The 26,234-nt window shown below is 36.5% G+C and carries 22 protein-coding genes; 17 read left to right on the top strand and 5 right to left on the bottom strand.

Annotation, left to right across the window (positions count from 1 at the left end):
• Positions 1-4 precede the first annotated feature (4 nt).
• The 3 genes from F8162_RS27570 to F8162_RS27560 all read right to left on the bottom strand — a co-directional run bounded on the left by F8162_RS27570 (position 5) and on the right by F8162_RS27560 (position 4,796).
• Complete coding sequence (locus F8162_RS27570; protein ID WP_151632095.1) at positions 5-2,680, bottom strand: PRD domain-containing protein; 2,676 nt, start codon at positions 2,678-2,680, stop codon at positions 5-7.
• Between the two features lie 104 nt (positions 2,681-2,784).
• Positions 2,785-3,522 carry a polysaccharide deacetylase family protein gene (locus F8162_RS27565; protein ID WP_151632097.1) on the bottom strand — a complete coding sequence of 246 codons (738 nt, stop codon included), beginning with the start codon at positions 3,520-3,522 and terminating at the stop codon, positions 2,785-2,787.
• 200 nt (positions 3,523-3,722) lie between these two features.
• Positions 3,723-4,796, bottom strand: coding sequence for a glycosyltransferase family 4 protein (locus tag F8162_RS27560; protein ID WP_016718934.1), 1,074 nt, complete (start codon positions 4,794-4,796; stop codon positions 3,723-3,725).
• Positions 4,797-5,539: 743 nt separating this feature from the next.
• On the opposite strand from F8162_RS27560, the gene F8162_RS27555 reads away from it, so the two are divergent.
• Together F8162_RS27555 and wecB are read left to right on the top strand one after the other, a co-directional pair.
• The gene (locus tag F8162_RS27555) at positions 5,540-6,910 is read left to right on the top strand and encodes a UDP-glucose dehydrogenase family protein (RefSeq protein WP_151632099.1); all 1,371 of its coding nucleotides are present in this window, start codon (positions 5,540-5,542) and stop codon (positions 6,908-6,910) included.
• 74 nt (positions 6,911-6,984) lie between these two features.
• Positions 6,985-8,100 (top strand): non-hydrolyzing UDP-N-acetylglucosamine 2-epimerase, encoded by a 1,116-nt coding sequence (wecB, locus tag F8162_RS27550; protein WP_151632101.1) that lies wholly within the window; start codon positions 6,985-6,987, stop codon positions 8,098-8,100.
• 38 nt (positions 8,101-8,138) lie between these two features.
• Here the strand turns inward: wecB and F8162_RS27545 are convergent, their stop codons facing one another.
• Both F8162_RS27545 and F8162_RS27540 read right to left on the bottom strand, forming a co-directional pair.
• A complete protein-coding gene (locus F8162_RS27545) occupies positions 8,139-9,296 on the bottom strand; it encodes an LCP family protein (RefSeq protein ID WP_151632103.1) in 1,158 nt (385 codons plus the stop codon).
• Positions 9,297-9,370: 74 nt separating this feature from the next.
• Positions 9,371-10,006, bottom strand: coding sequence for a YigZ family protein (locus tag F8162_RS27540; protein ID WP_151632105.1), 636 nt, complete (start codon positions 10,004-10,006; stop codon positions 9,371-9,373).
• 239 nt (positions 10,007-10,245) lie between these two features.
• On the opposite strand from F8162_RS27540, the gene F8162_RS27535 reads away from it, so the two are divergent.
• The 15 genes from F8162_RS27535 (at position 10,246) to F8162_RS27465 (ending at position 26,215) form a co-directional block, all read left to right on the top strand.
• A complete protein-coding gene (locus F8162_RS27535; protein WP_098904013.1) occupies positions 10,246-11,088 on the top strand; it encodes a DegV family protein in 843 nt (280 codons plus the stop codon).
• A gap of 173 nt (positions 11,089-11,261) precedes the next feature.
• Entirely contained in the window at positions 11,262-11,576 is a 315-nt protein-coding gene (locus tag F8162_RS27530) for a winged helix-turn-helix transcriptional regulator (protein ID WP_000400857.1), read from the top strand.
• A 147-nt stretch (positions 11,577-11,723) separates the two neighbouring features.
• Positions 11,724-13,145, top strand: a complete 1,422-nt coding sequence (locus F8162_RS27525) for an NlpC/P60 family protein (RefSeq protein WP_151632107.1) — start codon at positions 11,724-11,726, stop codon at positions 13,143-13,145.
• Positions 13,146-13,271: 126 nt separating this feature from the next.
• The gene (comFA, locus tag F8162_RS27520; protein ID WP_151632109.1) at positions 13,272-14,621 is read left to right on the top strand and encodes an ATP-dependent helicase ComFA; all 1,350 of its coding nucleotides are present in this window, start codon (positions 13,272-13,274) and stop codon (positions 14,619-14,621) included.
• Entirely contained in the window at positions 14,621-15,325 is a 705-nt protein-coding gene (locus F8162_RS27515; RefSeq protein ID WP_151632111.1) for a ComF family protein, read from the top strand. The genes comFA and F8162_RS27515 overlap by 1 nt, the downstream gene beginning before the upstream one ends.
• 126 nt (positions 15,326-15,451) lie before the next feature.
• Complete coding sequence (gene cspC, locus F8162_RS27510) at positions 15,452-15,649, top strand: cold shock protein CspC (protein ID WP_001990088.1); 198 nt, start codon at positions 15,452-15,454, stop codon at positions 15,647-15,649.
• 318 nt (positions 15,650-15,967) lie between these two features.
• A complete protein-coding gene (gene hpf, locus F8162_RS27505) occupies positions 15,968-16,510 on the top strand; it encodes a ribosome hibernation-promoting factor, HPF/YfiA family (RefSeq protein WP_071710070.1) in 543 nt (180 codons plus the stop codon).
• 275 nt (positions 16,511-16,785) lie between these two features.
• A complete protein-coding gene (secA, locus tag F8162_RS27500; protein WP_151632113.1) occupies positions 16,786-19,293 on the top strand; it encodes a preprotein translocase subunit SecA in 2,508 nt (835 codons plus the stop codon).
• A gap of 134 nt (positions 19,294-19,427) precedes the next feature.
• Positions 19,428-20,526 (top strand): peptide chain release factor 2 gene (prfB, locus tag F8162_RS27495; protein WP_151632115.1). Its coding sequence is split into 2 segments (ribosomal slippage): positions 19,428-19,499 and positions 19,501-20,526, totalling 1,098 coding nucleotides; the frame shifts between segments, so codons are not numbered across the junction.
• 439 nt (positions 20,527-20,965) lie between these two features.
• Positions 20,966-21,289 (top strand): cytochrome c551, encoded by a 324-nt coding sequence (gene cccB, locus F8162_RS27490; RefSeq protein WP_087959294.1) that lies wholly within the window; start codon positions 20,966-20,968, stop codon positions 21,287-21,289.
• 313 nt (positions 21,290-21,602) lie between these two features.
• A complete protein-coding gene (ftsE, locus tag F8162_RS27485) occupies positions 21,603-22,289 on the top strand; it encodes a cell division ATP-binding protein FtsE (RefSeq protein WP_071724655.1) in 687 nt (228 codons plus the stop codon).
• Positions 22,279-23,172 carry a permease-like cell division protein FtsX gene (gene ftsX / locus F8162_RS27480; protein WP_000645023.1) on the top strand — a complete coding sequence of 298 codons (894 nt, stop codon included), beginning with the start codon at positions 22,279-22,281 and terminating at the stop codon, positions 23,170-23,172. The genes ftsE and ftsX overlap by 11 nt, the downstream gene beginning before the upstream one ends.
• A gap of 70 nt (positions 23,173-23,242) precedes the next feature.
• The gene (locus tag F8162_RS27475; RefSeq protein ID WP_151632432.1) at positions 23,243-24,727 is read left to right on the top strand and encodes a S41 family peptidase; all 1,485 of its coding nucleotides are present in this window, start codon (positions 23,243-23,245) and stop codon (positions 24,725-24,727) included.
• 91 nt (positions 24,728-24,818) lie between these two features.
• The gene (locus tag F8162_RS27470) at positions 24,819-26,021 is read left to right on the top strand and encodes a PDZ domain-containing protein (protein ID WP_151632117.1); all 1,203 of its coding nucleotides are present in this window, start codon (positions 24,819-24,821) and stop codon (positions 26,019-26,021) included.
• Positions 26,000-26,215: a hypothetical protein gene (locus F8162_RS27465; protein ID WP_151632119.1), complete on the top strand. Its 216-nt coding sequence runs from the start codon at positions 26,000-26,002 to the stop codon at positions 26,213-26,215. Before F8162_RS27470 ends, F8162_RS27465 begins: the two co-directional genes overlap by 22 nt.
• The last annotated feature ends 19 nt before the right edge of the window (positions 26,216-26,234 follow it).

The raw sequence follows: 26,234 nt of genomic DNA, 5'->3' as shown, positions 1-26,234 counted from the left end.
TCGATTAATTTTTTACAGGCTGATTTTTAATGAAGAAGTCCATGACATAAAACACTTCGTCATCAGGTATTTGTATTTCAAATGTATTTTCAATCGGTTGTAATGCTTTTTTTACCTTCATATATATCCAGTATTCATCTTGTCTTCGTTTCTCCTTATCTGGATGAGGGAGGAGGCTTTCTCCTTTTTGAAGACGGTCAACCATACAGCTCATATGCAGAATCACACCCATTAAGCTGTCAGGAGTTAGCTGTAAGGAAATTAATTCTTGAATTGTATTTAATGCGTAACGAATTGTTTTAATAAGTAATGCTCCGTCGTTCCGCTGCATTTGTTGTTCCAGAATATCAGCCATTTTTGCATATGTTTCTTCATACGTAATTAATTCTTGAATTGGCTGAATTGCTGTGTAGTTTACGATGTCTTGGAAATGATATGTTAAGCAGGGCACCTGCACATCGAAATTCGTGACGATACAAATGATATTCCGCTCTTTTTTGATATTCTCAATCATTTTCGTTAAATCTTTTTCATGGACGATACTAATCGGAATAATTTCAATTAAGTCTTTGTCAAATCGCAAATAGTTCTCTAACATTTTTTGAATAGCTAAAGCACTGCCTTCCCCAGTTAAACAAGCTGTTAAAATAACAGACTTCATTGGTGATAGTGGCTTTTTCTTATCTTCTTGTACGTTTAAGTAAAACGGTGTTAAGTTCTTCACTGTTTCATATAATGCATCTAACGAGTAGCCAAGCTGAGCTTTTCGAGCTGCTTCTAGTGCATGTGGAGTGCTTGTCATGGAAAGAACACGCACTGGAATTTTGAACTCAGTTTCTAATATATCACCAATATAAGCGAGCGATCCCATATCAACGAGTAAGAGAAGTCCATTTACATTTTGGAGTGTCTTCATATACACTTTCACACGCTCTAAGAAATCTTTCGGCGATTCATGTAACGGCATATCGATACCGGTTACTTCCTCAATGCCGAGCAGTTCGTTTGCGACGTTTGCCATTTCTGTTGCGATGCCGTTGCCGTGCGCTAATATTAATACTTTTACTTCTGTTTGTGAGGCAGGAATTGGATCAACAACGAAGAACATTGTTAAAAAGCCTGCTTCATCAATAGGCATTGTTATTTGTAATTCGTCCTCCAGTAGTTGAATGCATTGCATAGCTACAGAAAAAGCGTCTTTATATTTCGTACGAATTTGATTTAATTGTGGGTGATGAATTTGTTTTCCAGCTTGCAATCGTTGTAGAGTTGTCTGTACATGTAAGCTTAAAGCGAGAAATACTTTTTCATCAAACGTCTTAGATAAATGCTTTTCAGCAAGTTCTGCAATTCTTTCACAAACGGAAACGATATTACGATCCACAATTTTAAAAACATTTTCATGACTTGTTTTTTTGGACATTTGGTTAAAATATTGTACGAAAAAGCTTTGAAGATCATTTTCTATAAGTAATTCTAATTCGTCCTCTTCAATACCACGAGCTTGAAGTTCTTCGTATTTATAATCAATATAATCGTAAATAGAAGACTGTTTTTCATTTTCTATTTTATGATTACTCCAACCTTCATTACCTGTAAATATAAATGTTTCATTTGGTATTTGGTATAGATGACGGCTCTTTCTTTCAATGAATAGCCCTTCTTTCATATACCAAGGTAAATCTGTACTTGAAACGTGGACAGAATCACGTTTCTTTGTCACGAAGTCAGAATAGGCTTTTGCACAGGCAATTTGTACATCCGTTTTTAATTGACCGATGTTATTGGGACAATTGTAAAAGACGAAAGAACGCATTGCATTCGGACTAACGTGAATTTCTTTTCGTAGACGAATTGCTTCATTTGTGAAAAATAGTTGTAGTAAAGCAAAGCGTTCTTTATGTGTACGCTCACGAAGTGGTGGTAGCGTAACAGTCATCGGGATACGTCTTGTAAATGTTTTTAATAAAAATGAATTTGGTTCTTCTGTTGTTGCAGTAATGATTAATACTTGTGCTTTACGTTCGTTTTCTGTTTCTCCAAGGCGGCGGTATACTCCGCGGTCAATAAAGGTGAAAAGCATTTCTTGTCCCTCTGGAGGAAGGCGATGTACTTCGTCTAAGAAAAGGATCCCTTCATGTGCTTTTTCAATTAACCCTTTTTGATCACTTGCCCCTGTATAAGCTCCTTTTTTAATCCCAAATAGCTGCCCGAGTAGCAGCTGTGGATTATTTGCGTAATCAGCACAGTTAAAGACGATAAATGGTGCGTTTTTAGGAAGCTGTTCGACTTCAATTGCATATTCGTGCATTAAAGAAGCGAACATAGATTTTCCGACTCCTGTTTCTCCGAGCAGTAAAGTATGCATACCGTTTGGAGGATAGAGAATAGAAGCTTTCGCTTTTTCAATTGCGATTTTAAGGCTCGTATTTTCAAGTGCAAATGTATCTAATGAATTCGCTTCTTTTGAATGCGTTTCCAACGAAGTGTTCGTTTCTATATAAAAACGAACAGGACGCGTATTTGTTTTTAATAAACGTTTATCTTTTACAAGTTTGTTTAAGTCGCTACTTACATTGGCGCGATCTAGTTGTAACAGGGTAGCGAGTTCTAATGCGGTTACACCTTCTGTATACTTGCCTTTTTGTATTGCGTTAAAAATGAGATCTATTCGTTTCATTTCTATTCACCTCGAACCTTCATCACTATTTAAAATTTTACACAAAAATGGGAAGGGTGGGAAGAGAAAAATAAAACAGCTTTAGCACATAGGCACTAAAGCTGTTACAATCTTGTGTCTTTCCAAAAGTTCACTTCAAGGTGGGAAGATGGATTATAGGGAAGAAGTTTGTATCCTTGTGACTGTAAGTAATCAATTACTTGTGGCAGTATTTGTACAGTTACACTCGAATCATGCATTAAAATTACTTCGACTTGTTCATCACTTTGATTACGTACTCTTTCTAGTATGGCAGAAGGATTATCATAGCTTTTCCAGTCGTATGTATCGATTGTCCAATCCCACATTTTATACTGAGCTGATACAAGTGCATCACGGTAATTCTTTTTTAAGTAAGGCATGCTACCATACGGGACACGAACGAGATGTGTATTTAATTTTGTAACTTGCTGAACGATGTTTTGTGTTTGTTTCATTTCTGTAATTAAAGCAGATGGATCACCAGTATAAAGGCGTTTTACATCGTGTGACATACTGTGAAGTCCGATATAATGTCCGTCTTTAATTAATCGTTGCATTGTTTTTTTGTAATGTGGTACTTTTCCACCAATAACAAAGAAAGTTGCTTTTCCGTTCTTTTCCTTTAAGATGTTTAAAATTTGCGTAGTATATTTGTTTGGTCCGTCATCAAATGTTAAGTACGCGATTTTTTGGGTAGAAGAGGTAGTTTTAGTATTTGGATGATGTTCAGCAGGGGGAATTGTAGTTGCTCCTGCATGAGATGACGCGTACATCGTAATCGTTAAAAATAAAATAATGTATTGAAATACTCGCTTGATCATAACATTCACCCTCAGTTTGACAATCAAGATGTAAAAAAGAAAATATAATCCTTTTCTTATTATGTATATCTTTCTCCAATAGTGGGACTCTCAAACAATCTATATTTTGGAAATGTAAAATAATGAATAAAAAATAGCATCCTCTTATAAGAAAGAGGATGCTATTTGAATATTTCATAATTGTAAAGGCTATACTATAATTAGTCTTCGCGTTTTTTCACTTTTTTATAAAAGGAAATAAGTGGTTTGTAACGTTCGTGTACAAGCCCAATTACTTCAGCAATAATCTCTGTAAAGAAGATTAAAACGAAAAGAAGAATAATGGATAACCATAATGTCGCACTAGAGAAAATGATTGCATTTACACTAAAGAAAATACCGAATGCGTATATAATTAGTACCGTTTTACGATGAGAGAAGCCCATTGCAAGTAAACGGTGATGTAAATGCGATTTATCTGGTGCTGAAATAGGTTTTTTATTTACGATACGGCGGATAATTGCAAATGTCGTATCAAATACAGGTACACCTAAAATGATAACTGGAACGATAAAGCTGAATAACGTTACACTTTTGTATAACCCAAGTAACGATATAACAGAAATACAGTATCCTAAAAATAGTGCGCCTGTATCTCCCATAAAGATTTTTGCTGGATGGAAGTTGTAGAATAAAAATCCGATTGTACTTGCTAATGTAATTAATGCTAGTGGTAAGATAATAGCAGCTCCAGTGCCCCATGGGCTAGTGAAGGCCATATATGCCAGTGTTGCAAGTACGATAGATGAAATACCAGCAGATAATCCATCTAAGCCATCAATTAAATTGATTGCATTTGTAATACCTACAATCCAAAATACTGTAATTGGATAAGCAAGCCATCCAAGTTCAGTATCCCCGAGGATTGGGATGTATAATACTTGCACTAATAATCCACTTTTTACAATCATAATGGCAACTAGTAGTTGTCCACCGAATTTTACCTTTGCAGATAACTCGTACATATCATCTAAAATACCAATGATTACAATGATAATCGCACCTAGCGTTATCGATAACATTCTTTGTTCGTATAAGCCGCCGACAACAAATCCTACAGCTACACCAATAAATATTGCTAACCCGCCAAGACGAGGCATAATCTTTTGGTGTACTTTACGAGCGTTTGGCTTATCTGTTGCTCCTATTTTAAAAGCTAACTTAATAACTAAAGGAGTAACGACGAGTACAGTGATGAAAGATGCCAAAATGGCATAAATCACTTGTGAGTCCATTAATACCCCACCCTTTTATAGTCTAACGTAATTTTTTGAAAATATATTTATCTGAAAATTATGATGTTTATTTACAGGCTCATAACATATGGTATCACAAAAAGATTAGAATTCAATCTTTTTTTCTATTCACGGTAAATGGAAGCAGATAGAATATATGACAATTGTATACAGAATGTTGAATCATTTGAGAAGGTTAATCGTATTGAACTTTGGAATATGACATTTTCTCTTTTTCTTTGATAGTGAATACTTTTATTTCGGTATTATAAGTGTACACGTAGAAATGAGTAAGTTCCGTGTTAAAATGTGGGAATTTATCCGCATGAACGGGCAGTAAGGCTTCCACCTCAAAATTCAGTTGGAGAAAAGAGGTTAGGTGGGAACCTTAATTCCTGTAAAATCTCGATTGGTTTCGCTAATAATTAGCGGAGAATAGATACTCTTTCACTGAATAAAATTTCACTTTATCCCGCTTTAATGGGCAGTAAGACCCCCACCTCAAAATGCAGTGAAAGCAAAGAAGTTAGGTGGGGGATCAACTGCCCATAAAAGTCCGATTGGTGAGGGCTGATAATCAGTGGGGGATGAAGAAAACCCCCACTGATTAAAGTTTCACTTTATATTGGTGCATTTAATTTTACAAAAACTTAAAAAAGAATGGGAAAAGTAATTCATATAATAAAGAAGTAAAAGAGTTTTCTCATTTTTAATGTGAGAGGGGGAAGCACAGGGAGAATTCTATGTATTCGTATATTTTCTATTGTATATTCCTGTGCGAAAAGGAAATGAAAATTACGATAATAGGTACCGGATATGTTGGATTGATTACAGGAGTAGGGTTGGCGATGTTAGGCCACTCGGTCACATGTTTTGATATAAATGATGAGAAAATTGAGCGGATAAAGCAAGGGGATTTGCCTATTTATGAAGCTGGTTTATATGAATTAATAAATGATGCATGTGAGAATAATCATTTAACTTTTACAACAAGTAGAGTAAAAGCATTTAACGATGCAGAATTTATATTTATTGCAGTTGGAACGCCATCTTTATTAGATGGGACAGCGGATTTAACATATATTCGAAGTGCTTGTAACGATATTGGAACATATGCGAATAACGACGTCATTGTTGTTACAAAAAGTACGGTTCCTGTAGGGACGAATGATGTTATGAGGAGATGGATTGAGGAGAAATTACAAAATAGATATGAATTACATATCGTATCGAATCCAGAATTTTTACGGGAAGGTTCAGGTATTTACGATTTTTTTCAGGGAGATCGCATTGTAATTGGAGCAGATAATGAGGAAGCGGCACGAAAAGTTGAGAATTTATATAGTGAATTACACTTAAAAACGTATGTTACAGATATAAAGAGTGCAGAGATGATTAAATATGCATCAAATGCTTTTTTAGCGACAAAAATTAGTTTTATCAATGAAATTTCAAATATTTGTGAGAAGGTAGGAGCAAATGTATTGGATGTTGCAAAAGGGATGGGAATGGATAAGAGAATTGGTGCGTCATTTTTAAATGCGGGCATTGGTTATGGGGGATCGTGTTTTCCGAAAGATACGAAAGCCCTTGTGCAAATTGCAGGGAATGTGGCGCATGATTTTCGCTTGTTAAAAGCAGTCATTGAAGTGAATAATAAACAACAGTTGTTATTGATTGAGAAAGCGAAGAAAGTATTAAATATGAACAAGAAGCGGATTGCGGTGCTGGGAGCGGCATTTAAACCGAATACGGATGATATAAGAGATGCACCGTCTCTTATTATGATACAAGAATTAATTCATATAGGTGCGGATGTAGTTCTATATGACCCGAAGGCGATTCCAAATATGAAAAATATCTTTGGAGAGACTATACAATATAGCGAATGTATAGATGAATCGATTAGAGGAGCGAGTGCGGCTTTTATCATGACAGAATGGGAGGCTATCCGAGCTTATTCGTTAGAAAAGTACGTACAACTTATGAGAGAGCCTATTTTATTCGATGGAAGAAATTGTTATACTATTGAGGGTGTCAAGAAGCAAGAGATAGATTATTATTCGGTTGGAAGAGAAAGTATTTGTAAGAGAGACTTTTCCGTTATTCGTTAAAAAGGCATGTATTCATGTATATTCTTATATGTCATAATAGAATTTGTAACTAGTGAAAGAAAAGAGGCAATGAAATGACTGAACGTTTAAAAGTAATGACAATTTTCGGGACACGTCCAGAAGCAATTAAAATGGCACCTCTTGTATTAGAGTTGCAAAAGCATTCAGAGAAAATTGAATCGATTGTGACTGTAACGGCGCAACATCGTCAAATGTTAGATCAAGTATTAAGTATCTTTGGAATTACGCCAGATTTCGATTTGAATATTATGAAGGATCGCCAAACTTTAATTGATATTACAACGCGTGGTTTAGAAGGTTTGGATAAAGTAATGAAAGAAGCAAAGCCGGATATTGTACTTGTACATGGTGATACAACTACAACATTTATTGCAAGTTTAGCTGCTTTCTATAATCAAATTCCAGTAGGTCATGTTGAAGCAGGACTTCGTACATGGGATAAATATTCTCCGTACCCAGAAGAGATGAATCGCCAATTAACAGGCGTAATGGCAGATCTTCACTTCTCACCTACAGCAAAATCAGCAACGAACTTACAGAAAGAAAATAAAGACGAGTCACGCATTTTCATAACAGGAAATACAGCGATTGACGCCCTAAAAACGACTGTAAAAGAAACATATAGTCACCCTGTACTAGAGAAACTTGGAAATGATCGTCTTGTACTTATGACAGCTCACCGTCGTGAAAACTTAGGAGAGCCAATGCGTAACATGTTCCGTGCAATTAAACGTCTTGTTGATAAGCACGAAGACGTACAAGTTGTGTATCCTGTTCATATGAACCCTGTTGTTCGTGAAACTGCAAATGATATTTTAGGCGATCATGGCCGCATTCATTTAATTGAGCCGCTAGATGTAATTGATTTCCACAATGTTGCAGCTCGTTCATACTTAATGCTAACTGATTCTGGTGGAGTACAAGAGGAAGCACCATCACTCGGTGTACCGGTTCTTGTTCTTCGTGATACAACAGAGCGTCCAGAAGGTATTGAAGCGGGTACATTAAAATTAGCAGGAACAGATGAAGAGACAATCTTTAGCCTTGCTGATGAATTGTTATCGAATAAAGAAGCTCATGATAAGATGTCGAAAGCATCTAACCCATACGGTGATGGCCGTGCATCAGAGCGAATTGTAGAAGCGATTTTACAACACTTTAATAAGTAAAGAAAAAGAGCCAAATCATTTGCGATTTGGCTCTTTTGTTATTGCTGATTTCTCATAATCCACTCTGCATGAGCATTTGTGGAAGGTGGAGGTTCAGTTGGTGTTTGGTTCTGATTTTGGTTCTGATTCTGATTCTGATTCTGATTCGTTTCTCTCTTCGCTTTTTCGTTAGAGTTAGTATTTGAAGAAGGATTTGATTCGGTTTTTGTCGTTGAATTGTCTTGAGTGTTTGCTGTTTCGCCTAATTCTTTTTTTATTTCGTTACGTACTGCCTCAACACCGTTTGGATCCGGAAGGAAGTAATAAATACCACCTACTTTTTTGTCTTCTCCTTCAAGTTTGAACGTTTGTATTGTAGAAGGATCAAATCCAGATAGTTTATTGTAAAGAGCAAGTCCGTCTGAAATAGGAATATCAGTTTTTATATATTTTCCAACGACTGTTGTTAAATCTTTAATTTTAAATACGGTAGAGGTGGAATTTAGTTTTTGAGCAACGGCAGCGAGTAATTGTCTTTGTCTAGCAGCCCGACCATAATCACCATTTGGATCTTGCTTTCGCATACGAACGTAAGCGAGTGCTTCTTCACCATTTAATTCTTGTTGCCCTTGCTTAAATTCGATTTTTTTGTAGTAATCTACGTCAGAACGTTCCCAGAAATCGAAGGGAACATCTACGGTAACACCGCCAACAGCATCAACAATACCTTTAAAGCCTTGGAAGTCAATTTTAAGATAATGGTCTACAGGCACTTTTAGAAAACCTTCGACCGTTTTGATTGCCATTTCTTCTCCGCCATATGCGTGCGCAGCGTTAATTTTGTCCTCTTTATTCTTTCCGACAATTGGGACGCGACTATCACGAGGGATACTCATAAGCGAAATCTTCTTCGTTTTTGGATTGACTGTTGCAAACATTAATGAATCTGTACGACCATTTTGCCCGTCTGTCGCATAATCTTCTATACCCATAATGAGGATTGTAAAAGGTTCTTTTGTAATTTCTACGTCTTCAGTTCTCAAATCCGATTTTTCACGAGTAAAACCACTATACATCCCCATAAGAGAAGAGTAGGAATTTAATATATAAAGTCCTACACTACCAAATAAAAATAAGAAAATAAGGAAGTAGAAAAACTTTCTTCTTCGTTTCTTTTTTATTCTGCTGTTTTGGAGATGATAATAACGTTCTTCCATATATAATCTCCTTAGTTCATTTGTAGGGAAGTAATTCACTACATTAATCTTTAAAGGTGATAATATAGTTATTCTTAGATAACATCCTGTTCTAAGTACAACATATCTCCTTCTGTAATTGTACATTTCCCATTTGTTAATTCAATCATCCAATCAGTGAATGCTTGTTTTCCATCTTCTTCTACATACGTATTAAATGTGACATTTTCGAGATAATGTATATCTTTAATGGCATATTTTGAATTACGTAATTCATTTTCAATTTTGCCAAGCAATGTGTAATCAATTTCGGTCTGCATAACACGCATGAGTTTTCGCTCGACAACACCGACATGATTAATGCCTTCACTTGTACATTTTCCATATGCGCGAATTAATCCACCTGCGCCAAGTTTGATGCCACCAAAATAGCGTGTAACGACAACGACAGTATCTTTTAAACCGCGTTTTTTTAGTACCTCTAACATAGGTACGCCAGCTGTACCGCTAGGTTCTCCATCATCATTTGCTTTTTGGATTTGATCTTGTTCGCCAATTAAATATGCAGAACAATTATGCGTGGCATTCCAATTTTGTTTTTTTATTTTTTGTATAAATTCTTGAGCTTCTTCTTCGGTTGTAGCTCGGCTAATGTAACAGATAAACCTTGATTTTTGAATGACAATTTCGTGCTCGCCGTAGTCTTTGATTGTTAAATATTGTAATAACACTCGTATACGCCCCTATCTATCAAAATGACTAGTACTTTACATTTTAAAAGCGAGCGTTTTTATATTCAAACATTTTTTATAAATAAGATGAATTTTTTGGTGAGTATTTCACCTTTTTGTTGTAATTTGTCGAGATGGTGAGTATAATTCCAAACCGGCATTTTCATGTTTGGATGCACCATTTTTAGTTTTCGTGTAAACTTAGGGAATAAAAACTTTTTTATAAGGCAGGTACGCAAATGAAAACAGCTATTGTTACTGATAGTACAGCATATATACCGAAGCATATTCGTGATGAACTCAATATATATATGATTCCATTAAACGTTGTGTTTGGAACGGAATCTTATCAAGAAGAAGCAGAAATTTCAGTAGATGATTTCTATGTAAAAGTACGTGAGCAAGAAGAACTTCCGAAAACTTCTCAGCCAGCAATCGGAAAGTTTGTGGAGTTATTTGAAGAACTATCTAAGGATTATGATGCGGTTATTAGCATTCATCTTTCAAGTGGGATTAGTGGTACATATCAAACGGCAACGACAGCTGGACAAATGGTAGAGGGTATTGATGTATATACGTACGACTCTGAAATTAGTTGTGAAGTACAAGGATTCTATGTGCGTGAAGGTGCAAGGCTAGCAAGCGAAGGAAAGGATCCGAAAGAGATTATCGCCCGATTTGATGAAATGAAACAAACGATGGACGCCTATTTTGTAGTGGATGATTTACATCATTTACAACGAGGCGGACGATTAAATAGTGCACAAGCCTTCATTGGTAGTTTGTTACAAGTGAAGCCGGTTTTATATTTTAGAGATAAAATCATTATTCCGTTTGAAAAGATTCGTACGCGTAAAAAAGCGTTAAAACGAATTGTTGAAATTTTTGATGAGCAAGCAAGTAAAGGTGTACCTATGGAAGCAGTTATCATTCATGCACAGCGTGAAGAGGAAGCGAATGAATGGAAGGCTGAATTAGAAGCAAAATATCCTCATGTCACAATCCGCACAGGTTATTTTGGTGCTGTAATTGGTACGCATTTAGGTGAAGGTGCATTAGGTCTGGGATGGTATACGAAGTAATAAAAATATAAAAAGCTCTCTTTTTGAAGAGGGTTTTTTTACGGATATTTTACGCTTAGTTGACAAGTTAATATTTGGAAATGGTAAAATGTACGTAAAATAAAATAACGAGGAAAGTTTTATAACTTACTTTTTACAAGAGACTATATTATAATGGAAGAGAGGTGAAACATATGGAGCATAATTCTTGTTTATGTCCAAAGTTTGAGTCAGCTTTTACTTTACTTAGTAAAAAATGGACTGGCTTGATTATTAAATCTTTGCTTGAAGAGTCAAAACGTTTTAGGGAAATCGCAGATATTATACCGAATATGAGCGATCGTATGTTGTCAGAGCGTTTGAAGGAATTGGAAAGCGAAGGCATTGTAGTTCGTAATGTTTATCCAGAAGTACCAGTTCGAATCGAGTACGGCTTAACTGACAAAGGAAAAGCATTAGAAAGTGTTATGGATGAAGTCCAAAATTGGGCTGAAAAATGGATGAAATAACACTTGGATTGCATTCGTATTAGTATATTTAATAAAACGTAAGGGAAACCTTACGTTTTTTTCTTTGCTTATAAAAAACGTTTTAAATTCTACACATACATACAAAAATATGCATATTTTGCGATAGAGTTACATATAATATTACATTTGTTTTACAAAAGCGTAACATTAGCAAAAAAAATCCCGAATTATGGTATAAATTTTATAGGTTATATACGGAAAAAGAAAAAAGAAAGCGGTGTAAAAAATAAAATGAAAAAGCTAAAAATAGCATCTTGCGCATTAGTTGCAGGGTTAATGTTTTCAGGACTAACACCAAATGTATTTGCAGAAGATAAAATTTCTGACGTGAAATCACAAATTAATACACAAAATGACACTTTACATAAACAACAACAAGAACGTGATGAATTACAAAAGCAAATGAATGACTTAAACAAAACAATTCAAGGTTTGGATAAGTCTGTTCAAGAGAATGCTTCAAAACTTGATGAAACAACGAAAAAAGTAGCAGATACTGAGCAATTAATCGAAAATAAAAATAAAGATATTGCAGAACTACAAACGAAAATTGCAAAACGTGAAGAGTTATTAAGAAAACGTTTAGTTGCACTTCAAGAACAACCAAACACAAACGTTGTAACAGAAGTTCTTGTAAACTCTAAAAACATTGCAGATTTAGTGGATCGTTTAAATTCAGTTTCTAAAATTCTTGCGTCTGACGAAGACATCATGAAAACACAACAAGAAGATCAAGCGAACGTGAAAAAAGATGTTGAAACGGTAAAAACAAAACAAAAAGAATTAAAAGAAGCACAAGCTCAAATTGAAACTGCTAAAAAAGAACTTGACGCTGAAAAAGCGAAAAAAGCAACAGCAGTAAACGATTTAAGTAGTAAAATGGATACAGTTGTAACTTCAATGACAAGTACGGAAGATCAATTGAAGGAGCTTGAACAACAGGCATTAAAATTACAACAAATTGCTGAAAAAGAAGCGCAAGAAAAAGCTGCACAAGAGGCTGCTGCTCAAAAGCAGGCAGAGCAAGCAGCTCAAGCAGCAGCTCAACCAGCGCAGGCTCCAGCTCAACCAGCACAAACACAGGCTCAACCAGCAGCGCCAGCAAACAATGCTGTACAAGCTCCAAAAGAAGAGCCTAAAAAAGAAGAAGCGAAAAAACCAGCTCCAACACCAACACCAGCACCAGCACCAACAAATGATGTTGTTGAAAAAGCTAAAGGTTTAGTAGGTCTAAAATACGTATGGGGTAGTGCATCAATTTCAAATGGTGGATTTGACTGCAGTGGTTTAATCTCTTATGTTTATGGTTTAGGTCGTCAAGATACTAGAGGTTTATGGAACTCTGTACAAAAGATTAGCCCATCTGAAGCAAAACCAGGAGATCTTATCTTCTTACAAGGTACTTACAGAGCAGGCGTATCTCACGTTGGTATTTATATTGGTGGCGGTCAAATGATCCATGCTGCTGATGAATCAACGGGTGTTACTTACGGTAGTGTAAATAGTTCTTATAATCAAAAACATTTCTTAGGTTACGGTAGATTATAGGATTATAATTGAATAAAAAACGTGTATAAAGTCGATAGCTTACTATTTTATAAGTAGGTTATCGGCTTTTTTGAGTTTTTACGAGATTATGAGAAAGGTTTATAGTAGGGCTGGAGGTGGTTGCTGATGTTAGCGGGGAAACAGTTACTATTAGAGGAACTCTCTTTAGATTTACGGAGAAAATTAAGTGATTTGAAAAAGAAGGGAGAGGTCGTATGTGTACAAGGTGTAACAAAGAAGTCTTCTAAATATATATGTCAGCGCTGCGGAAATATAGAGCAGCGACTATTTGCATCATTTTCATGTAAAAGGTGCAGTAAAGTGTGTACGTATTGCCGGAAGTGTATAACGATGGGGAGGGTAAGTGAATGTGCTGTACTTGTTCGTGGGATCTCTGAAAGAAAAGAAGGAAAAGGTTTAAATTCGTTACAGTGGAACGGGAATTTGTCTACTGGTCAGGAGTTGGCGACGCAAGGTGTTATAGAAGCTATTAAGCAGAAAGAATCTTTTTTTATTTGGGCTGTATGCGGGGCTGGAAAAACGGAGATGTTGTTTTACGGTATTGCAGAGGCACTTCAAAAAGGAGAAAGAGTTTGTATCGCAACGCCAAGAACAGACGTTGTACTGGAATTAGCACCGAGATTACAAGAAGTGTTTCCTAATATAAATGTAGCTGCTTTATACGGAGGGAGTGTAGATCGTGAAAAAGATGCAGCGTTAGTCGTTGCAACGACGCATCAATTGTTACGTTATTATAGAGCGTTTCATGTCATGATTGTAGATGAGATTGATGCCTTCCCGTATCATGCAGATCGAATGTTACAGTATGCGGTACAACAAGCGATGAAAGAGAAAGCGGCGCGTATTTATTTAACGGCAACTCCTGATGAAAAGTGGAAGCGTAATTTCAGAAGGGGCAAACAAAAGGGTATCATTGTCTCAGGACGATACCATCGTCATCCGTTACCAGTTCCTCTATTTAGCTGGTGTGGAAATTGGAAGAAAAGCCTTCATCATAAAAAAATTCCTCGAGTGTTACTACAATGGTTAAAAATGTACGTAAACAAAAAACATCCTATTTTTTTATTTGTTCCTCATGTGCGATATATAGAAGAAATAAGTCTGTTATTGAAAGGTTTGGATAATAGAATCGATGGTGTACATGCAGAAGATTCGATGAGAAAAGAAAAAGTAGCAGCGTTCAGAAAGGGAGAAATTCCGTTATTAGTTACAACGACGATTTTAGAAAGGGGAGTAACTGTGAAGAACTTACAAGTGGCGGTGCTAGGGGCAGAAGAAGAAATTTTTTCAGAGAGTGCGCTCGTACAAATTGCAGGCCGAGCAGGTCGTAGTTTTGAAGAGCCATATGGCGAGGTTATGTATTTTCATTACGGTAAGACAGAGTCGATGGTACGCGCGAAAAAGCACATTCAAAGTATGAACAAAAATGCGAAGGAACAAGGGTTGATCGATTAATGCATTGTTTGCTTTGTGATGAGTATATGTTGGAAACAGTTAGTTGGTACACATTCTTTGTAAAGTCTCACAAAAAATATATATGTGACAGATGTGAGCAGAAACTTTCCTATATTATAGGAGAGATTTGCATGGAGTGTGGGAGACCTTTAGAGGACTTACCTTCCGAATATAAAGACAATGATATTTGTGTGGATTGCGTAAGGTGGATAAATGAGGAGAAGTATCGTCCTTTTAAAAATCGTTCTTTGCACGTGTACGATGATGAGATGAAAGAAATATTAGCACAGTTTAAGTTTCGGGGGGATGCGGAGTTAGTTCATATTTTTCATCGATCCTTTCGGGAGCTATTTCAAAAGCATTTTATAAGTGTTTCAAGTGTGATTGCTGTTCCGCTTAGTAGGGAACGGGAATATGAACGTGGTTTTAATCAGGCAGAGTTATTAGCAACTTGTTTACCTGTCAACAGTTCGTATCCATCATTAAGAAGAAGGGAAACAGAAAAGCAAAGTAAGAAGACACGTAAAGAAAGGCTTTCGGGAAGTAATCCTTTTTATTTTCAAGGAGAAGAGATGTTTCATGGTCAACACATTTTACTCGTTGATGATGTATATACGACAGGAATTACAGTTAGACAAATTGGAAGTCTTTTATACGATAGAGGGGCAAGGGAAGTTTCTAGTTTGACGCTTTGTAGAAGTTAATCTGTAACTGTCGAAAGGGATAATAAAAAGACGATAAGTCTTCTTTGACTTCGTAAGTTGTCATTCGTTATAGTCAAATTATGGGGCGAATGCCCTGATTTTTAGAGTGAAGGGAATGGAATGAACATGCAAGGAAGAGTGAAATGGTTCAATGCAGAAAAGGGATTTGGATTTATTGAGCGTGAAGACGGTGATGATGTGTTTGTTCATTTTTCTGCTATTCAACAAGATGGATATAAGTCATTAGAAGAAGGACAACAAGTTGAGTTTGATATTGTAGATGGAGCACGTGGACCACAAGCAGCTAATGTTGTAAAACTGTAGGGATATTGTTTTTGGGAAGAGAAAGCTGCGTTTGTGGCAACGTTATATATATGGTAGAACCCCTTGTTTTTGCAAGGGGTTTTTGTTATGAATCAAGTTGTCAAAAAGTTGTTTCTTTTCTGTAACGAATTGTCCACAGTTATATTCGTTATTCACGATGTTAATAGGATAAAATAAAGATAGAAACGATGCATCTTTTCATTTCAACAAAAAACGATAAAAAAATCGCAATTCCACTAATTTTTTTAAAAAGTTAGAAGGAGTTTTTAAGCCAGTGTCGAAATTATAGTACATAGGCTTGAAAGGAGGAATTCATCTATGAAATTCAACATTCGTGGTGAAAATATTGAAGTAACTCCAGCATTAAAGGAATATGTAGAGAAAAAACTAAGTAAGTTAGAGCGTTATTTTGATACATTCCCAGAGGTTAAAGTTAATTTAAAAGTATACTCTGACAAGCAACGTGTCGAGGTAACAATTCCATTTACTGATTTATTACTTCGTGCAGAAGAAACTAATAGCGATATGTACGCTGCTATCGATTTAGTAGTTGATAAACTTGAGCGACAAATTCGTAAACATAAAACAAAGGTAAATCGTAAGTTACGTGAGAAAGGTTCTGTGAAAACGAACTTTATCCTTCCAGAAGCAGTAGCTGTTCTGGATGAGGTAGAAGAGGATGAACTAGAACTTGTACGTACAAAACGATTCGATTTAAAACCGATGGACGTTGAAGAAGCAATCCTACAAATGGATATGCTAGGACATAATTTCTTCGTCTTCACAAATGCTGATACAAATGAAACTAATGTTGTATATGGCCGTAAAGATGGGAAATACGGTTTAATCGAAACTAAATAATAATTCAAAAGCGCAGCCGAAATGGCTGCGCTTTTTTTTGCTGAAAATAGATTTTTTTAAAAAGTTTTCTTAATTTAGAACGAGACATTCGGCCGATTGTTGTCATAGTTATAAGACAAGTGTTACAATTATCATTAGGTATATACATTTTAGTTTTTTTAATTAGGAGAAAAATTGGCATAACATACATTTGATTTTTATAACGACTGATTGTAATAGAAAAAGAAAAAACAATCGGAAGTTTTATTTTAATAAAAAAGAGGAGCGTATTTCCTATGATCGGTATTTTAAAAAAGGTATTTGATGTAAATCAACGCCAAATTAAACGTATGCAGAAGACAGTTGAGCAAATTGATGCATTAGAATCATCTATTAAGCCACTAACAGATGAACAATTAAAAGGAAAGACGCTTGAATTTAAAGAACGTCTAACAAAAGGTGAGACAGTAGATGATCTACTTCCTGAAGCTTTTGCGGTTGTTCGTGAAGCTGCGACTCGTGTTCTTGGAATGCGTCCGTATGGCGTACAGCTAATGGGTGGTATTGCCTTACATGAAGGAAATATCTCTGAGATGAAAACGGGTGAAGGTAAAACGTTAACATCTACATTACCTGTATATTTAAATGCTTTAACCGGAAAAGGTGTTCACGTTGTTACAGTCAATGAATACTTAGCACAACGTGATGCGAGTGAAATGGGACAGCTTCATGAGTTCCTAGGCTTAACAGTAGGAATTAACTTAAACAGTATGTCACGCGAAGAGAAACAAGAGGCTTATGCTGCTGATATTACGTATAGCACAAATAATGAGCTTGGATTCGATTACTTACGTGACAACATGGTTTTATATAGAGAACAGTGCGTTCAGCGTCCACTTCATTTTGCTATTATCGATGAAGTCGATTCTATTTTAGTCGATGAAGCACGTACGCCGCTTATTATTTCGGGACAAGCTCAAAAATCAACAGAGCTATACATGTTTGCAAATGCATTCGTTCGTACATTAGAAAATGAAAAAGAGTATTCATTTGATGTGAAAACGAAAAATGTAATGTTAACAGAAGATGGTATTACGAAAGCAGAGAAAGCTTTCCATATTGAAAACTTATTCGATTTAAAACATGTAGCACTTCTTCACCATATTAATCAGGCACTTCGTGCGCACGTTGTTATGCACCTTGATACAGATTATGTTGTACAAGAAGGCGAAATCGTAATTGTAGACCAATTCACTGGTCGTCTTATGAAAGGTCGTCGCTATAGCGAAGGTTTGCACCAAGCTATTGAAGCAAAAGAAGGCGTAGAAATTCAAAATGAAAGTATGACACTCGCAACAATTACGTTCCAGAACTATTTCCGTATGTATGAAAAGTTATCTGGTATGACTGGTACAGCGAAAACGGAAGAAGAAGAATTCCGTAGTATTTACAATATGAATGTTATCGTAATTCCAACGAACAAAGATATTATTCGTGATGACCGTGCTGATTTAATCTTCAAATCAATGGAAGGTAAATTCAATGCAGTTGTTGAGGATATTGTAAATCGTCATAAACAAGGGCAACCTATTCTTGTCGGTACAGTTGCAATTGAAACGTCAGAGCTTATCTCAAAAATGTTAACACGTAAAGGTGTACGCCATAACATTTTAAATGCGAAAAACCATGCGCGAGAAGCTGATATCATTGCAGAAGCTGGTATTAAGGGCGCTGTAACGATTGCGACGAATATGGCTGGTCGTGGTACGGATATTAAGCTTGGAGACGATATTAAAAACGTTGGTCTAGCGGTTATCGGTACAGAGCGTCACGAAAGCCGTCGTATTGACAATCAGTTACGTGGTCGTGCTGGTCGTCAAGGGGACCCTGGTGTAACGCAGTTCTACTTGTCTATGGAAGATGAACTAATGCGCCGCTTCGGTTCTGACAATATGAAAGCAATGATGGATCGCCTTGGTATGGATGATTCACAGCCAATCGAAAGTAAAATGGTTTCTCGTGCAGTAGAATCTGCGCAAAAACGTGTAGAAGGAAATAACTATGATGCACGTAAGCAGTTACTACAATACGATGATGTACTTCGTCAGCAACGTGAAGTTATTTACAAACAGCGTCAAGAAGTAATGGATTCTGAAAACTTACGCAGTATTATTGAAGGTATGATGAAATCTACAGTAGAACGTGCTGTTGCGCTTCATACACAAGAGGAAATTGAAGAAGATTGGAACATTAAAGGTCTTGTTGACTACTTAAATACAAACCTTCTGCAAGAAGGCGATATAAAAGAAGAAGAGTTACGTCGTCTTGCTCCAGAGGAAATGAGCGAGCCAATTATCGCGAAATTAATAGAGCGTTACAACGACAAAGAAAAGCTTCTGCCAGAAGAGCAAATGCGTGAGTTCGAAAAAGTTGTTGTATTCCGTGTAGTAGATACGAAATGGACAGAGCATATTGATGCGATGGATCACCTTCGTGAAGGTATTCATTTACGTGCCTACGGTCAAATTGATCCACTTCGTGAGTATCAAATGGAAGGATTCGCAATGTTCGAATCGATGATTGCTTCTATTGAAGAGGAAATTTCTCGTTACATTATGAAAGCTGAAATTGAACAAAACTTAGAGCGTCAAGAAGTTGTTCAAGGTGAAGCTGTTCATCCATCTAGTGATGGCGAAGAGGCGAAGAAAAAGCCAGTTGTAAAAGGTGACCAAGTAGGCCGCAACGATTTATGTAAATGTGGAAGCGGTAAAAAATATAAAAACTGCTGTGGCATTGTAAGTTAATAAAAAATGCGGCTGCTGAATTCAGCTTGTTTTGCAAATTATAATAAAAAGGATTAAACTCTCTCCCTAGTAAGTGGAGAGAGTTTCCCTTGTTTTCATACGAAAGTAATAGCAATTACATAGAGGTGAAGGAAATGGAATTAGTAGAAATTAGACAAGAATTAGAGAAAATGGCTAAGAGATTAGCGGCTTTTAGGGGGTCTCTTTGACCTTCCTACTAAGGAGAAACAAATTGCAGAATTAGAAGAGACAATGATGGGTGCAGGATTTTGGGATGACCAACAAGGCGCACAAGTTGTAATTAACGAAGCAAATGCACTGAAAGATATGGTTGGAAAGTTCCGTCAGTTAGATGAGACATTCGAAAATTTAGAAATAACGCATGAGCTTTTAAAAGAAGAGTATGACGAAGATTTACATGAGGAGCTTGAATCAGAAGTAAAAGGCTTAATTCAAGAAATGAATGAGTATGAGCTACAGTTACTACTAAGCGATCCTTATGATAAAAATAACGCTATTTTAGAATTGCACCCAGGTGCAGGTGGAACAGAGTCACAAGACTGGGGCTCTATGTTATTACGTATGTACACACGTTGGGCTGAAAAACGTGGGTTTAAAGTAGAAACGGTTGACTACTTACCAGGTGATGAAGCTGGTATTAAGAGTGTTACTTTATTAATTAAAGGTCATAACGCTTACGGTTATTTAAAGGCAGAGAAAGGTGTACATCGTCTTGTACGTATTTCGCCATTCGATTCTTCAGGCCGTCGTCATACATCGTTCGTATCTTGTGAAGTTGTACCTGAGTTCAATGATGAAGTTGAAATCGAAATACGTTCAGAAGACTTAAAAGTTGATACGTACCGTGCAAGTGGTGCAGGTGGGCAGCATATTAATACGACAGACTCAGCAGTTCGTATTACACATACACCAACAAACACAGTTGTAACATGTCAGTCAGAGCGTTCGCAAATTAAAAACCGTGAGCACGCGATGAAGATGTTAAAAGCGAAATTATACCAAAAGAAATTAGAAGAGCAACAGGCGGAGTTAGATGAAATTCGTGGTGAACAAAAAGAAATCGGATGGGGTAGCCAAATTCGTTCTTACGTATTCCACCCGTATTCTCTTGTGAAAGACCACCGTACAAATACAGAGGTTGGTAACGTACAAGCAGTTATGGATGGAGAAATTGATCCATTTATTGATGCTTACTTACGTTCTCGTATCTAATAAGCGAAAAAAAGCCAACAAAGTTGTCGGCGTATGCTGAGGGCAATCGGGGATATAAAGAATTTGATTTTATTTCTATAAATGAAGTAAAGAGGAAGAGAAGTTGGAAACGACAACTTCTCTTTTTGATGGGATTATATGTAGCATACAATGTTGTATATTGTATTGTAAAAAGTAGAGAATAGTAAAACAGAGCGGTAATAGAGTAAGACTTTATACAGAATTTTTCTGATTTCCTGTTCAAAAAGAATTCTTTATAGAAGTTTTTACGTTGTTCACAGAATTGAAACAACTTATGAAAGCTTTATATTATCAGGGTTCTTACTGTATTTTTGAAGAATATGAAATATACCTTAGTTTTTCTATATAAAGATAATGCTTATAATGAAAATGAGTGTGTTAGGAATGAAAAGAATATCAACAATGGGGAGCGATAGAAGTGAAAAAGAAATTGTTGGCTATTGCGCTAGGAACATCAGTCGTTTTTGCTTTAGGAGCATGTGGAAATAAAGAAGAGAGTAAGCCTTCAAAACAATCTGCAAGCACAGATAGCGCAGAGCAAATTTATCAAAAAAGTTGTATAGGCTGTCATGCGAAAGATTTATCAGGAGCAACTGGACCGGATTTACGAAAAGTGGGACAGAAGTATGATGCAGCAGAGATTGAAAAGATTATTGAAAAAGGTCGCGGTTCTATGTCACCAGGAATTATTCAAGGTGAGGATGCGAAAAAAGTAGCTGAGTGGTTAGCTGACCATAAATAAAAAGGGTGAAATGGACGAGTTGATTATAGAGTCTTATCCAAAAAGGATTTTTGGTAAGAACTATGACAACTCTTTTCCTTTTTTGTGTGTAACATAACTGTAACAAAATTGTATCTGAACTGGAAACCGTTTGATGTTACAATGAGGTTTGTAGAATTTTGCTGAAATATATTACATAGTAGTATTACTTATAAAAAATGTAAGTAGACTACCTTCAACAAGAGTGGTTAAGCGAGAATAAAAGGTTATCTTTTATTTTCAGATGTACAGAAAAGTATTTCGAAAAAAATCATTAAGTATTGGGTGATAAATAATGATAAAAATGACGAATGTTTATAAGGAGTACCCGAATGGTATGAAAGCCATTGCTGGTCTCACAGTTAACATTAAACAAGGTGAGTTTGTATACGTAGTTGGACCGAGTGGAGCCGGGAAATCTACATTTATTAAAATGATGTATCGTGAAGAAAAGCCATCTACAGGATCGATTAATGTAAATGGACTTGTTATTGAAACATTAGCAGAAAGAGATGTTCCATATTTCCGTCGTCAATTAGGCGTAATTTTCCAAGATTTCAAATTGCTACCTAAGTTAACGGTATATGAGAATGTTGCGTTTGCTTTAGAAGTAATTGAAGAAGAAAAAGAAGCCATTCGTGAGCGTGTAACAGAAGTTTTAGGTCTTGTAGGTCTTGAGGATCGTGCAGACGCACTACCAAGTGAACTTTCGGGCGGGGAGCAGCAACGTGTTGCGATTGCGAGAGCAATTGTTAATAGACCAAAGGTTGTAATTGCCGATGAGCCAACAGGTAACTTAGATATTGAAACTGCTCTTGATATTATGAAGATTTTCACACGCATTAATGAACGTGGTACAACGATCGTTATGGCGACACATAACGCAGATATCGTAAATACAATCCGTCATCGTGTAATCGCGATTGAAGGCGGAAAAATTGTTCGAGATGAGATTGAGGGAGGATACGGATATGAAGGCTAAGACCCTTAGTCGACATTTGCGAGAAGGTGTAAAGAATCTATCCCGTAACGGATGGATGACGTTTGCTTCTGTTAGTGCAGTAACAGTTACATTATTACTTGTAGGTGTCTTTTTAACAGCGATTATGAATATGAACCATTTTGCGACGAAAGTAGAGCAAGATGTAGAGATTCGTGTACACATTGATCCAGCAGCAAAAGAAGCTGATCAAAAGAAATTAGAAGATGATATGAGTAAGGTTGCAAAAGTAGACTCTATTAAATATTCATCTAAAGAAGAAGAGCTAAAACGCTTAATTAAAAGCTTAGGTGATAGCGGAAAAACGTTTGAGTTATTTGAACAAGATAACCCACTTAAAAACGTATTTATTGTAAAAGCAAAAGAACCAACAGATACAGCGACAATCGCGAAAAAGATTGAGAAAATGCAGTTTGTAAGCAATGTTCAATATGGTAAAGGGCAAGTTGAAAAATTATTTGATACTGTAAAAACAGGACGTAATATTGGGATTGCGTTAATTGCAGGTCTTTTATTCACAGCGATGTTCTTAATCTCTAATACAATTAAAATTACAATTTATGCTCGTAGTACAGAAATCGAAATTATGAAACTTGTAGGTGCAACAAACTGGTTTATTCGTTGGCCGTTCTTATTAGAGGGATTATTCCTAGGAGTATTAGGATCAATTATTCCAATTGGCCTAATTCTAGTTACGTATAATTCACTACAAAGTGTGTTTAACGAAAAACTTGGCGGAACAATTTTCGAACTTCTACCATACAGTCCTTTCGTATTCCAATTAGCTGGTTTACTAGTGTTAATCGGGGCTTTAATCGGTATGTGGGGAAGTGTAATGTCAATTCGTCGCTTCTTAAAAGTATAAAAAGTTGCAAACATAATTCGTACAAGCTTATCATATAGTAGAAATAGGTAAAGGCATCACACACTGTGTGATGCCTTTTGCTACACCACCTGTGTGTTTTGGAAAGGGGAATTCCGCATTGAAACGTAGAGTTGCAATTATTGGAATGGTTGTTGCATTTTTAATTGGTGCTGGCGGAATGTTTGCAGGTATGTCTTTATTTGGGGTTAACCCAGCAGAGGTAACGCAAACAATTTCGAGTGGAAACGCTAGCACCGCGCAAGGGAATTTGGCAAAAATTAATGAAGCGTATGGACTAATTGATTCACGTTATGTGGAAGACGTGAAAGATGAAAAGTTAGTCGAAGGTGCAATACAAGGCATGTTGTCTACGCTGAAGGACCCTTATTCCACGTATATGGATAAAGAAACGGCAAAACAGTTTAGTGAATCGCTTGATCCTGAGCTAGAGGGGATCGGGGCTGAGGTGAACAAAACGGACGGTAAGCTTATTATCGTATCTCCAATTAAAGGCTCACCGGCAGAAAAGATTGGAATTAAACCGAATGACCAAATTTTATCTGTAGATGGAAATAGTGTGAAAGATTTATCACGTGAAGAAGCGGTATTAAAGATTCGTGGTAAAAAAGGAACGACTGTTGCGATTGAAATTAAGCGTGCAGGAGTAGCTGATCCGATTGTATTTAAAATTAAGCGTGAAAAAATTCCGATCTTCACAGTATTTAGTTCTGTGAAACAAGAGAGCGGAAAAGATATCGGTTATATGCAAATCACTTCCTTCGCTGAAAATACGGCGAAAGAATTTAAGGATCAGTTAAAAGAATTAGAGAAGAAAAACATAAAAGGCTTAGTTATTGACGTACGTGGTAATCCTGGTGGCTACTTAAATAGTGTAGAAGAGATACTAGGGGAAATTATGACGGATAAAAAACCGATGCTACAAGTAGAGCAAAGAAATGGTGAGAAGAAGAAATTCTCTACGGAACTGAAAGAGAGAAAGCCATATCCAATTTCAGTATTAATTGATAAAGGAAGTGCTTCTGCTTCAGAGATTTTAGCGGGTGCGCTAAAAGAGGGAGAAGGATACGAGTTAGTTGGGGAAAAAACGTTTGGTAAAGGTACTGTTCAGCAAGCTGTTCCATTTAAGGATGGCAGTAACATTAAATTAACGATGTTTAAATGGTTAACACCGGATGGAAACTGGATTCATAAAAAAGGAATCGAGCCAACAGTAGAAGTGAAGCAACCAGATTATTATCATGCGACACCAATTCAAATTGAAAAGACACTTTCATACAATGCAAATGATGTGCAAGTAAAACACGCGCAAGAAATGCTTAAGAGCTTAGGATATGTACCAGGACGTGAAGATGGATACTTTAGTAAAGAGACAGAATCAGCGCTGAAAGCATTCCAAAATGCGAATGAGATGGAAGCGACAGGACAGCTGGATAAAAAGACAGCTGAGGCGATTCAAACGAAAATTATTGAAAAAATCCGTTCTGGAGAAAATGATTTACAATTACAGTCCGCATTAAAATTAATAGCGAAATAAAAAGAAATACAGGCAGTTTGCTGCCTGTATTTTTTTGTGTTAAACAAACGTTTGTCCAGTTATGATAATATAAAAAGAAAGAATGATATAAATGGTGGTGAATGGGTTCGTGGAGGCATGGATTTTTGAAATAATGCGGGCAGTTGGACGTTTTTTCTTACACCCTGCTGTCTATGTATTTTTAATAAGTAGTATCTTCGTTGGATACTTACGTATGTTACGAGAACGAAAGGATTTTTCCTTTAAAGTTTATGATATTTGGTTTGAACTGCGAACATCTTTATTTGCGGGAGTTAAATACGGATTAATCGTATCTATTATTACGATTGGACTTGGCCTTGTCGTTTCTAAAGCAAGCTTATGGGTCATCTTATTATGGACGTTTCTATTTGGATTAACGGCTATGTATCGATATTTATCAGCAGCTTATACATTTAGTATCGCAATTGTATGTGTTCTATTATCTTCTAAGCTACCAGTTTCCTTCTTACAGCTTGGAGAAGGTGAAGCGAGTACGATTGTATCTCTTGCTATTTTACTAGGCGTCATGCTCGTTGTAGAGGGCTTATTGATTTCTAAAAATGCAGTAGGATATTCGACGCCGAAGATTAGGAAGGGTAAGCGCGGGTTAAAGATTGGTTTACACGAATCAAAGCGTTTATGGATCGTTCCTATTTTTATTCTTGTACCAGGTGACGCGGTAACACAATTTATTTCATGGTGGCCTGTCGTTTCAATCGGTTCAGATACATATTCTTTATTCCTCGTTCCATTTTTAATTGGGTTTATGAGAAGGATTAGAAGTTATGAGCCGACGGAAGCTTTATTATTTACAGGAAGACGTGTATACGGATTAGCAGGACTTGTGCTTGTTTTAGGAATCGCAAGTTATTGGTGGCACGTACTTGCAATTATCGCGATGGGAGTTGCAATGCTTGGACGCTTCACGATTTCCATGCAAGAGAAAATTGCCGATGAGACAAGACCGGCGTACTTCGCTGCACGTAATGAGGGACTTGTTGTACTAGATACAATCCCGAATACAATTGGGGCAGAGCTGAATTTACTACCTGGAGAAATTATTACGAAAGTAAATGGAGTCATTCCAAAAAGCGCTGAAGAATTTTACGATGCGCTTCAAACGAAGACGACAGGAGCATTTTGTAAGTTAGAAGTATTAGATACAAATGAAGAGCTTCGCCTCGCTCAAACGGCATTATACGCCGGAGGACATCACGAATTAGGTATTGTATTTGTTCAGCAGGAGCATGAGTGGGATTCGGAAGCGATGTAATAGAAGAAAGGGTATCACCTTGTGGTGATGCCCTTTTTGGTTATGGGGTGGCGGGATTAGTAGTAAATGAAATTTATATCGGCGATTATCGGAATATATCAGCGCAACTGAAAATATATCAGCGATTATTCCAATATATCGACTTTCCGGCAAAAAACGACAAATATCGCAAACCTTATTTTGAAGTTTCATAGACGGATAACTTGAATAATT

Origin of the sequence: Bacillus sp. CH140a_4T, assembly GCF_008923725.1 — a bacterium.
Classification (GTDB): domain Bacteria; phylum Bacillota; class Bacilli; order Bacillales; family Bacillaceae_G; genus Bacillus_A.
Note: the sequence above shows the minus strand (reverse complement) of the source record. Positions and strands in the feature narration are given on the sequence as shown.

Excerpts from the sequence above, each read along its gene's own strand:
- F8162_RS27570 (WP_151632095.1), bottom strand. The coding sequence starts at position 2,680 with ATGAAACGAATAGATCTCATTTTTAACGCAATACAAAAAGGCAAGTAT.
- F8162_RS27565 (WP_151632097.1), bottom strand. The coding sequence starts at position 3,522 with ATGATCAAGCGAGTATTTCAATACATTATTTTATTTTTAACGATTACG.
- F8162_RS27560 (WP_016718934.1), bottom strand. The coding sequence starts at position 4,796 with ATGGACTCACAAGTGATTTATGCCATTTTGGCATCTTTCATCACTGTA.
- F8162_RS27555 (WP_151632099.1), top strand. The coding sequence starts at position 5,540 with ATGTATTCGTATATTTTCTATTGTATATTCCTGTGCGAAAAGGAAATG.
- wecB (WP_151632101.1), top strand. The coding sequence starts at position 6,985 with ATGACTGAACGTTTAAAAGTAATGACAATTTTCGGGACACGTCCAGAA.
- F8162_RS27545 (WP_151632103.1), bottom strand. The coding sequence starts at position 9,296 with ATGGAAGAACGTTATTATCATCTCCAAAACAGCAGAATAAAAAAGAAA.
- F8162_RS27535 (WP_098904013.1), top strand. The coding sequence starts at position 10,246 with ATGAAAACAGCTATTGTTACTGATAGTACAGCATATATACCGAAGCAT.
- F8162_RS27530 (WP_000400857.1), top strand. The coding sequence starts at position 11,262 with ATGGAGCATAATTCTTGTTTATGTCCAAAGTTTGAGTCAGCTTTTACT.
- comFA (WP_151632109.1), top strand. The coding sequence starts at position 13,272 with ATGTTAGCGGGGAAACAGTTACTATTAGAGGAACTCTCTTTAGATTTA.
- F8162_RS27515 (WP_151632111.1), top strand. The coding sequence starts at position 14,621 with ATGCATTGTTTGCTTTGTGATGAGTATATGTTGGAAACAGTTAGTTGG.
- cspC (WP_001990088.1), top strand. The coding sequence starts at position 15,452 with ATGCAAGGAAGAGTGAAATGGTTCAATGCAGAAAAGGGATTTGGATTT.
- hpf (WP_071710070.1), top strand. The coding sequence starts at position 15,968 with ATGAAATTCAACATTCGTGGTGAAAATATTGAAGTAACTCCAGCATTA.
- secA (WP_151632113.1), top strand. The coding sequence starts at position 16,786 with ATGATCGGTATTTTAAAAAAGGTATTTGATGTAAATCAACGCCAAATT.
- ftsE (WP_071724655.1), top strand. The coding sequence starts at position 21,603 with ATGATAAAAATGACGAATGTTTATAAGGAGTACCCGAATGGTATGAAA.
- ftsX (WP_000645023.1), top strand. The coding sequence starts at position 22,279 with ATGAAGGCTAAGACCCTTAGTCGACATTTGCGAGAAGGTGTAAAGAAT.
- F8162_RS27475 (WP_151632432.1), top strand. The coding sequence starts at position 23,243 with ATGCCTTTTGCTACACCACCTGTGTGTTTTGGAAAGGGGAATTCCGCA.
- F8162_RS27470 (WP_151632117.1), top strand. The coding sequence starts at position 24,819 with ATGGTGGTGAATGGGTTCGTGGAGGCATGGATTTTTGAAATAATGCGG.